The following is an 8,928-nucleotide window of genomic DNA, read 5'->3' as shown; positions in this document are numbered from 1 at the left end:
CTCCTCTATGGGTTCCTCTACGGGCTCCTCTTCTGTAGGCTCGGACTGAGCCTCGGAGGCTTCGTAGTCGGACGCCTGCAGGTCGGCGGCAGGAGTCTCGGCGGCGACGTCCGCGGCAGGCTCTTCCCCGGGGGCCGTCCCGGCGGTCTCGTCAGGCTCGGACTGCCCTCCGGCAGCAGGCTGGGAGTCTATCTCCCTGAAATAGTAGCCCAGGTCGTTCTGGGGCTCGGCGGGCTTGGCAGGCTTTTCCTGAGGCGCGGACTGCTGCTGCTGTCTTCTGTTTGCTCCGTCAGACTTCAGCAGGTTGTGGTCCTTGGCGTATTTCCAGCCCATGGATCCCTCGGGGGCCTGTATGGTCAGGTTGTAGCAATGGGTAAAGGCGAACTTGTGTATGTCGGTGATGGTGTCCGTCAGATTAAGCACTTCCAGATTTTTGCAGTAGGCAAAGGCTCCCTCGCAGATGGCCGTGAGGGTGTCGGGCAGTCTCTTCTTGTGCTTGGTCTTGTCGTTGGAGGGATAGCATATGAGAGCTGTCTTGTCCTTGTTGTAGAGCACTCCCATGGCCTGGCTGAAATGCCTGTTCCTCGAGTTGACCACGAAGGCGGACAGATTCTTGCAGTTGGTGAAGGCGTAGGGGCGGATCTCCTCTACGGAATCGGGTATCTTGATGGTCTGGACTTCCTTGCAGCCGCTGAAGGCGTTGGCGTCGATGACCCTGATGCCCTTGGGTATCTCCACGGTCTGGCTCTTGCCCTTGTAGCTCTTCAGTGTCTGGCCCTCCGTCTCAAACTCGGACCTGGCAGAGTCGCTCTGAGGGCTCTTTTTGCCGTTGTTGGTCTCTATCAGGCCGGTGCGCAGGTTTTCGGACACCTTGGTCCAGGTCTTCTTGAAGTCTCTCAGATCCGAGTCGGACTGAGTCTTGACCCCGGAGATGATCCGGGACATTTCGGTCATGACGGCCCTGTTGGCCTCGGTGTCCGGCTCGATGATCTCCGGCTCGGGGATCTCTTCGGGCTCGGTGGCAAGCAGCAGGGCGTCCTCGGGAGTGATGTCCACGTCGGTCTTGCCCGTGTAGATCTTGTGGCGCAGCTTGTCCAGCTGGTTGTCTATGTCGCCGGTGACGCTGCCCGCAAAATGCTTCAGCTCCTCCAGACGGACGGTGATGTCCTGCATGGCCAGCTTGTTGGCGGTGATCCTGTTCCTGTTTTCCAGCTTTTCGTTGATCTTGCCCAGCTCGCTGACCGCTTCCACGAAGCTGTGGATGAACACCAGCGGATCCACGCTGAGCTCCTCATAGCCGGGGATCTCCCGGTTGGTCATCACGTAGCAGACTATGACTGCCTCGCAGTATTCCTTTTCCACCGAATACAGGAGATCGCTCTGAAAGTGGAGAGATATGACCGACGTGCGGAGATAGGATTTGATCCTGTTGATCTTTCTCGCCGAGGCGTACAGCACTGCCTCCGCTGCGGCGCTCTTGCCGCTCTCCGCCAGCTCGATGGCGTCCTTGGACATCTGAAGCGCTTCCTTTTTCAGAGAGGATATCTCCTTTTTTGTCTGGATGGCTTCCCTGATGGCCGCATTTATCTTGTCTATATTTACGTTGTTTAAAAGATCCAAAATTTACTCCTCGATGTTATCGATATTTTTACTGTCGGGCTCCGTGCAGGAGCGGGGCCCCTTTACCTCAGGCCGGCAAAATCCATCTGCCTGAGGGCCTCGTACATGATGACGGCGGCGGCGTTGGACAGATTCAGCGAGCGGTCGGAGAGAGGGTGCATGGGTATCCTGACGGCCCTGTCCCGATAGGCTTCCAGGAAGGGCGCGGGGAGACCTGCCGACTCTCTGCCGAACACTATATAATCCCCCTTGCAAAAACGGGCCTCGGTGTACGGCCTCGCCGCCTTGGTGGTGGCCGGAAATATCCGGTCGGTGTCTGCATATTGCAAAAACGCCTCCAGAGATGGGTGCACCCGGACGTCCAGCTTGCTCCAGTAATCCAGCCCCGCCCGCCTCACTGCTTTTTCCGAGAGGCGGAAGCCCAGAGGCTCTATGAGGTGCAGAGAGGACATGGTGAGATAGCAGGTCCTGCCTATATTGCCCGTGTTCTGGGGTATCTCCGGGGCGTAGAGCACTATGTTCAGATTGGTCATAGGTGCCAGAGCATGATCACGATGCAGCCCGTGAGCCACAGCAGAAAGGCCGCCTTCAGAGGCGTCTCCCTGAATAACACCGTGCTGGGGTCTCCGTCCTCGCTCCTGTCTATGATGGCCGAATACATAAACAGGCCGTAGGCCACTATGGGCACAGTGAAATAGAGATGCGGTCCTATCTTGGCTATGACGCTCAGGTCCAGAGAAAACAGAGTGTAGCCTGCCAGGGTGATGGTGCAGGTGGCCGTCATGAGCCTGTCCAGCTGCTGCTCCGTGTAGTGGGACAGCACCTTGCGTCTGGAGGAGATGGCCTGCCTGAGCTCGCACTTCCTTTTGCCGAAGGCCATGAACAGGGACAGGAAAAACATCACCACGCACAGCCAGTCGGTGACGGGCACGTCTATGGCCGCTCCGCACAACAGGAGCCTCAGCACAAAGCCTGCCGCTATGCACATGGCGTCGATGATCATCAGCTGCTTCAGCTTCAGGGTGTAGCACACGTTGAGGGCCAGAAAGACTCCCAGCACCCGGACGCAGCCGGCGCCCAGCAGACAGGCAATGGTCATGGAGAGGAAGGCGCATATGATGGCCACTGTCGCCGCAGCGCCCGGAGCGACGGCTCCGGAGGCCAGGGGACGGTGCTGCTTCAGAGGGTTTTGGATGTCCTCCTCCAGATCTCTGAGGTCGTTGAATATATACACGGCGGAGGACATGAGACACATGGCTCCAAAGGCCGCCGAGGTCCTCCACAGCGAGCCCGGATCAAAGGCCCGGGCAAAAAGCATTGGAGCAAAAACCAACAGGCTTTTGCTCCACTGTTTGATCCTCAGAAGAGCAGGGAGCTTATATTTCCTCAAGGATCCTGACTCCCCGCCCCGCCAGCTTTTCTTCGGCGTAGGCGGGATCGCCGTCGGTAATGATGACAAAGGCTGCTCTTTTTCCTCTTTCCAGTATGCAGCCCATGACCTGCTTGACGTTGATCTGCTCTTCGGCCAGTATCTTCATCAGGCCGGCCAGCACTCCCGGCTCGTCGGGCATTTCCACCAGCGCCACCTTGGTAAGGGCGGCGGTGACGTTTTCGTTGTAAAGGATGTTCCGGGTCTTGTCCGGATTGGCGGTCAGCAGACGGACCACGCCGTACTGTCCTTCGTCGGCTATGTCGGTCATGAGTATGTCGATGCCGTTCTTGCCCAGTATATCGGCTATGTTGGCCACTCTGCCGGGCTTGTTTTCAGCTAATGCCACAACTAAATTCCACATTTATATACCCTCTCTCTTGTCTAATACGCGCTTTGCCTTGCCTTCGGAAGTGGGCAGGGTCCCCTGTTCCACGATGTTCACGGTCACGCCAAAGCCCAGCTGAGCCTTCAGGTCTGCTTCCAGCTCCGCCTTGCGGCTGCGCAGGGTGTCCATGTTGCCATCGAACATGGATCTGTTGAGCTCCACGTCCAGAGCCAGGTCGTCCAGCTGCTTCTTGGTGGTCAGGGTGATGAGGTAATTGCCTCCCAGCCAGGGCTTGCGCATGATGACCTCTTCGATCTGGCTGGGGAACACGTTGACGCCCTTGATGACCAGCATGTCGTCGCTTCTGCCCACAAAGCGGGCTATGCGTCTGTGTATTCTGCCGCAGGGACATTCGCCGGGGATTATGTGGGTCAGGTCTCTGGTCCTGTAGCGGATGAGAGGCATGCCCATGCGCCGCAGGTTGGTGAGCACCAGCTCTCCGGTCTCGCCGTCGGGCACCGGCTCCAGGGTGACGGGGTCGATGATCTCCATGATGTAGCTGTCCTCCCACAGGTGCATGCCTGTCTGGTAGGGGCATTCAAAGGCTATGCCGGGGCCGTTCATCTCGGAAAGGCCGTAGTTGTTGAACACCTTCATGTCATAGAGCTCTTCCAGCTTTTTCCTCATCTCCTCGGTGTAGGGCTCTGCGCCGCAGATGGCTCTCTTCAGAGGCAGGTCTCTGGGGTTCTCGCCCCTCTGGAGCATGGCCTCGGCCACGTGCATCATATAGGAGGGAGTGGCGTGGACGCCGGTGACGCCGAAGTCCCGGATGAGCATCAGCGAACGGGCTGTATTGCCTGCGGCAGCGGGTATGGTCCACATGCCCAGCTTTTCGGAGCCCATATGTATGCCCAGACCGCCGGAAAATAGACCGTAGCCGGACATGTTCTGAAATACGTCGTCCTTGGTAAAGCCTGCCATGGCCATGGAGCGGGCCATGATCTCGGACCAGTTCTCCAGGTCTTCGGCCGTGTGCATGATGGCGGTGGGCTTGCCGGTGGTGCCGCTGGAGGTGTGCATCCTGATCACTTCGGACTTGGGGACTGCCAGCATGCCGTCGGGATAGGATTCCCTCAGGTCGGCTTTGGTGGTAAAGGGGAGCCGGGAGAGGTCCTCCAGACCTTTTATATCTTCGGGGTCGATGCCTTTTTCCGCAAAGACCTTGCTGTACCAGGGGCTTTTGGCCGCCTGTCTGATGATGATGGGAAGTCTTTCGTTCTGCCAGGCCGTGATCTCGTCCCTGGACATCCATTCGAACCGTGTTCCGGTCAAGTCTTTTTCTGCAGACATATTTTCCTCTTGCGCAAATCGTATATTTGACAATAAATAATTATCTCTGATTATATTATACTACATACCGGGCAAAAATACAAACCCGCAGATTGACTAATCTCCCGGGAATATCTTATAATAGAGTTATGAAAGCAAACGAAGCGGGATATGGAGACAATATGAATTCAGCTCTCATCACAGACTGCGGAAGCACCACTACCAAGGCTCTGCTCATAATGCGTGTGGAGGGGGAATGGAGGCTCTTTGCCAGAGCCGAGGCGCCTACCACGGTGGAAAGCCCCTTTGACGACGTGACCATAGGCGTGCTGAACGCCGTGGCCGAGCTGGAGGCGGCCAGCGGACGCAAGCTGCTGGACGGCGGCAGGCTCATAGTGCCGGAGAAGGACGGCGCCGGGGCCGACGTGTATCTGTCCACCTCGTCTGCGGGAGGCGGTCTCCAGATGATCGCTGCCGGAGTGGTGAGCAGCATGAGCGCCGAAAGCGCCCGGAGAGCTTCTCTGGGGGCCGGAGCCATCATCATCGACACCATCTCCGTGGATGACGGCAAGAAGAGCTTTGAAAAGATACAGAGGTTCCGCCGGAGCCGGCCGGATATGATACTGATGAGCGGCGGCACGGACGGAGGCACCAAGAGGCACCTGCTGGACCTGGCCGAGATGATCATGGCGGCGGACCCCAAGCCCCGCCTGGGGCAGGACCTGAAGCTGCCGGTCATATATGCGGGCAACAGGGAAGCCCGGGAAGAAGTGGCCTCCATACTGGGAGATACTGTGTCCCTGAAGGTGGTGGACAACATACGCCCCTCTCTGGACCGGGAAAATCTGGACGGAGCCAGGAACGCCATCCACGAGCTGTTTCTGGAGCACGTCATGCAGCAGGCCCCCGGCTACGGAAAGCTCAGCGGCTGGGTGTCGGCGGACATAGAATCCACTCCCAACGCCTTTGGCAAGATGGTGAGGCGCTACTCTGCCGACACGGGGCAGAACCTGCTGGCGGTGGATATAGGCGGCGCCACCACCGACGTGTTTTCGGTCATGGGCGGAGCCTATACCCGTACCGTGAGCGCCAATCTGGGCATGAGCTATTCCATGGGCAACGTGCTCTACGAAGCGGGGACGGAGAACATCAAGCGCCATCTGGATTTTGACATATCCGACGAGGCCCTGCGCAACGTGCTCCGCAACAAGATGATCAGGCCTACCATCATACCCATGACCCGGGAGGACCTGAAGATAGAGCAGGCGGCGGCCATAGAGGCCCTGCGGATGAGCTTGGAGCACCACAAGAGCCTGGCCCGCTCGCTGGTGGGAGTGCAGACCGTGAGGCAGATGGGGGAGATAGTGGACCAGAAGGAGACCGGAGAGACTCTGGTGCAGATGCCGGCGGTGGATCTGATCATAGGCAGCGGAGGAGTGCTGAGCCACGCGCCGCAGAGAGAGCAGGCGGCGCGGATGCTCATAGACGCCTTTGGTCCCAGGGGGATCACCATGCTGGCGGTGGACTCCATATTCATGATACCTCACCTGGGAGTCCTGTCTTCGGTAAATCCCGAAGCGGCGGCTCAGGTGTTTGAAAAAGACTGTATCGTCAGGCTGGGCCACGTCATCAGTCCGGTGGGGCGCTGCCCCCGGCTGAAGGGCGAGGCTATCCTGGAGATAGACGGAAGAGAGATGAGGCTCCCCTGGGGACGGCTGACGCGGCTGGAGCTGGAGCCCGGAGAATATCCCGCCAGACTGACGCCGGGCATCCGGGCAGATTTCGGACGGGGAAAAGGCAAGGCAGTGGACTTTACCCTCACGGCGGGAGTCTGCGGAGCCTTTGCGGATCTGAGAGGACTATAAGGAGACGTATATGCTGTATGCTGATTTTGCCGGGACAAAGCTGTCCCGTCTGGGTTTTGGTACCATGCGCCTGCCCGTGAAGGGAGGCAACGACAACGAGCCGGACAGAGAGCTGGTGAACAAAATGGTGGCCTACGCCATGAAACAGGGCGTCAACTACTACGACACCGCCTGGGGCTACCACGGCGGCAACTCCGAGACTGCCATCACCGAGGCTCTCCGGCCCTACGACAGGGACAGCTACTATCTGGCGGACAAATTCCCGGGCTACGACCTGTCGAACATGCCCCACGCTGAGCGGATATTCGAAGAGCAGCTCAGGAAGTGCGAGAGAGAATACTTTGACTTTTATCTGATACACAACGTGTGCGAGCTGAACATAGAGCAGTATCTGGACCCCAAATACGGCATATACGACTATTTCAGCCGCCAGAAGGACCTGGGCCGCATCAGGCATCTGGGCTTTTCGGTCCACGGCAGCCTGGAGGTCATGGAGCGATTTTTGGCCAAATACGGCGACCGGATGGAGTTTTGTCAGATCCAGCTCAACTGGCTGGACTGGCATTTCCAGAAGGCCGGGGCCAAGGTGGAGCTGTGCAGGAGCTTGGGCTTGCCTGTCTGGGTCATGGAGCCGGTGCGGGGCGGCATGCTGCTCAGACTGTCGGAGGAAGCCCGCAAAAAGCAGCTGGCGCTGAGGCCGGAGGAGTCCGCCGCGGGCTGGTGCTTCAGGTTCATCCAGTCGGTGCCGGAGGTGTGCGTCACACTGTCGGGCATGTCCGACATGGCCCAGGTGGAGGAAAATATAGATATATTCTCCGAGGACAAGCCTCTGTCCGGGAAAGAGCGGCAGACCCTCTTTGACATAGCGGGGGAGATGACGGGCAAAAAGACTCTGCCCTGCACTGCCTGCAGATACTGCGTGAGCCACTGCCCCCGGGAGCTGAATATCCCTGACCTGCTGGCCCTCTACAACGAGCACACCTTCAGCGGAGGAGGCTTTTTGGCTCCCATGGCTCTGATGAGCTATCCCAAGGAAAAGCGGCCCTCCGCCTGCATCGGCTGCAAATCCTGCGAGGCTGTGTGTCCTCAGGGACTGGAGATAGCCAAAGCGCTGGCAGACCTGGCGGGGAAGATCAGGGTGTAGGCTGCTAATGAGTATCATGGCCCCTGCGGGATCGGGGATCCTGCAGGGGCCGGTGGTTGTTTTATCCCCGTCGGTCGCTCCCGCGACCGACGGGGATAATTATCCGGGCGCATTATTGCTCTCTCGACTGTGGCCGGGGCGTCTCCCTGTCATATAAATTGTGTTGTAGTACTTGCGATTGTCGGGGTATTGACGATCAGAGCGTATCCTCGATTGGGCGGTCCGTTTTCTCCGGCTTGCCGGAGGCGGCAGATGGGAGGGACCGGTCCTCGGTACAGGAGAGTGTAATGGACATGCGCAAGTCCCATTCGGTAGCTGAAACAGCTTGTTTTAGCTAGTGCCGTTCCACGGCTCTTTCTGGCAAGGGGGGCTTCCCCCCTTCGCATACCCCCCTTTTTTTCGCGGGTATTGCATATTTTGCCCCAGCGAAACTTTTTTCGCCGGGGACCCCGTACACACCCGCCCGGGTTGAACAGCTCGTCTCCGGACCACTCTCCTCGGGGCCCCCGCAAAATCGAATGATTTTGTGGGGTGAGAGCGAGCAGGGCCGGCTGCCCTGCACCCGTCTGCGCCTCAGGTCTGCGCTCTGCGGCGGGGCAGAAAAGAAGCTGCATTTCTGCCTTTTCCGCCTTGCGCTTGACGGCGACGCTTGCCCTTCGGCTTGAGCAGGGGCTTTATACCCCAAAAAATCTGCGATTTTTCGGGGACCCCGAATAACGCCCCTCCCACCCCGGTCTGGTCCGCAGACAGGGGCTCGCGGTTCTGACGGAGAGAGATTGCCTTTTGCAGGCGCTGCGCGCCCGCAAAAGGCAATTATTATCATTGTTCTTCTTGTCCCGTTGAGCTGGTCCGCAGCCGGTGGCTCGCGTTTCTTTCTCAGGGGATCTCTTACCGGTGAGAGCTCGAGTAGCCCTCACCGCCGAGATGACGTTGTTGTTGAATGGGACAGAGAGATCATCCTCTACGTCACGGACGCTCTCACACTCCCTCCCACAAGAAAAATTGCAAAAATGCGCCTTTTTCTCTTGACTTTCCACTCTGAGAAAGAGTATAATAATATTTGCCGACGCAAGGCACCCCTTCCGCCGGCGTTCTTTGAAAGCTGAACAGTGTAAGTGTGGTGAATGAGTTTTAACGGCCGGCATTGCCGGCAGCAAAGTTATTTAGGATAGCTTTCCACATTGGATATAACGCCTCGGCGTTCATATACGAT

7 protein-coding genes are annotated in these 8,928 nt (G+C 58.2%); 2 read left to right on the top strand and 5 right to left on the bottom strand.

Translation table 11 applies throughout. The features are described 5' to 3' along the window. The 5 genes from IK083_10430 to IK083_10410 form a co-directional block, all read right to left on the bottom strand. Nucleotides 1–1,620, bottom strand: a 1,620-nt coding sequence (locus IK083_10430; GenBank protein MBR4749970.1) for a leucine-rich repeat protein, incomplete at its 3' end; no start/stop codon positions are given. Nucleotides 1,621–1,682: 62 nt separating this feature from the next. Next, on the bottom strand, nucleotides 1,683–2,153 hold the full coding sequence (locus IK083_10425; protein MBR4749969.1) for a tRNA (cytidine(34)-2'-O)-methyltransferase: 471 nt from the start codon (nucleotides 2,151–2,153) through the stop codon (nucleotides 1,683–1,685). Then, nucleotides 2,150–2,938 (bottom strand): UbiA prenyltransferase family protein, encoded by a 789-nt coding sequence (locus IK083_10420; protein ID MBR4749968.1) that lies wholly within the window; start codon nucleotides 2,936–2,938, stop codon nucleotides 2,150–2,152. Before IK083_10420 ends, IK083_10425 begins: the two co-directional genes overlap by 4 nt. A 58-nt stretch (nucleotides 2,939–2,996) precedes the next feature. Next, nucleotides 2,997–3,398 (bottom strand): hypothetical protein, encoded by a 402-nt coding sequence (locus tag IK083_10415; protein MBR4749967.1) that lies wholly within the window; start codon nucleotides 3,396–3,398, stop codon nucleotides 2,997–2,999. Nucleotides 3,399–3,413: 15 nt separating this feature from the next. After that, the gene (locus IK083_10410) at nucleotides 3,414–4,727 is read right to left on the bottom strand and encodes a phenylacetate--CoA ligase (protein MBR4749966.1); all 1,314 of its coding nucleotides are present in this window, start codon (nucleotides 4,725–4,727) and stop codon (nucleotides 3,414–3,416) included. Between the two features lie 128 nt (nucleotides 4,728–4,855). On the opposite strand from IK083_10410, the gene IK083_10405 reads away from it, so the two are divergent. Together IK083_10405 and IK083_10400 are read left to right on the top strand one after the other, a co-directional pair. Next, nucleotides 4,856–6,571 (top strand): glutamate mutase L, encoded by a 1,716-nt coding sequence (locus tag IK083_10405; protein ID MBR4749965.1) that lies wholly within the window; start codon nucleotides 4,856–4,858, stop codon nucleotides 6,569–6,571. A 10-nt stretch (nucleotides 6,572–6,581) separates the two neighbouring features. Further along, nucleotides 6,582–7,715 carry an aldo/keto reductase gene (locus tag IK083_10400; protein ID MBR4749964.1) on the top strand — a complete coding sequence of 378 codons (1,134 nt, stop codon included), beginning with the start codon at nucleotides 6,582–6,584 and terminating at the stop codon, nucleotides 7,713–7,715. The last annotated feature ends 1,213 nt before the right edge of the window (nucleotides 7,716–8,928 follow it).

This window comes from Abditibacteriota bacterium, assembly GCA_017552965.1.
Lineage (GTDB): Bacteria > Armatimonadota > UBA5829 > UBA5829 > UBA5829 > RGIG7931.
This window is presented reverse-complemented; position numbering and strand designations above follow the sequence as displayed.

Excerpts from the sequence above, each read along its gene's own strand:
- IK083_10425 (MBR4749969.1), bottom strand. The coding sequence starts at position 2,153 with ATGACCAATCTGAACATAGTGCTCTACGCCCCGGAGATACCCCAGAAC.
- IK083_10420 (MBR4749968.1), bottom strand. The coding sequence starts at position 2,938 with ATGCTTTTTGCCCGGGCCTTTGATCCGGGCTCGCTGTGGAGGACCTCG.
- IK083_10410 (MBR4749966.1), bottom strand. The coding sequence starts at position 4,727 with ATGTCTGCAGAAAAAGACTTGACCGGAACACGGTTCGAATGGATGTCC.
- IK083_10405 (MBR4749965.1), top strand. The coding sequence starts at position 4,856 with ATGAAAGCAAACGAAGCGGGATATGGAGACAATATGAATTCAGCTCTC.
- IK083_10400 (MBR4749964.1), top strand. The coding sequence starts at position 6,582 with ATGCTGTATGCTGATTTTGCCGGGACAAAGCTGTCCCGTCTGGGTTTT.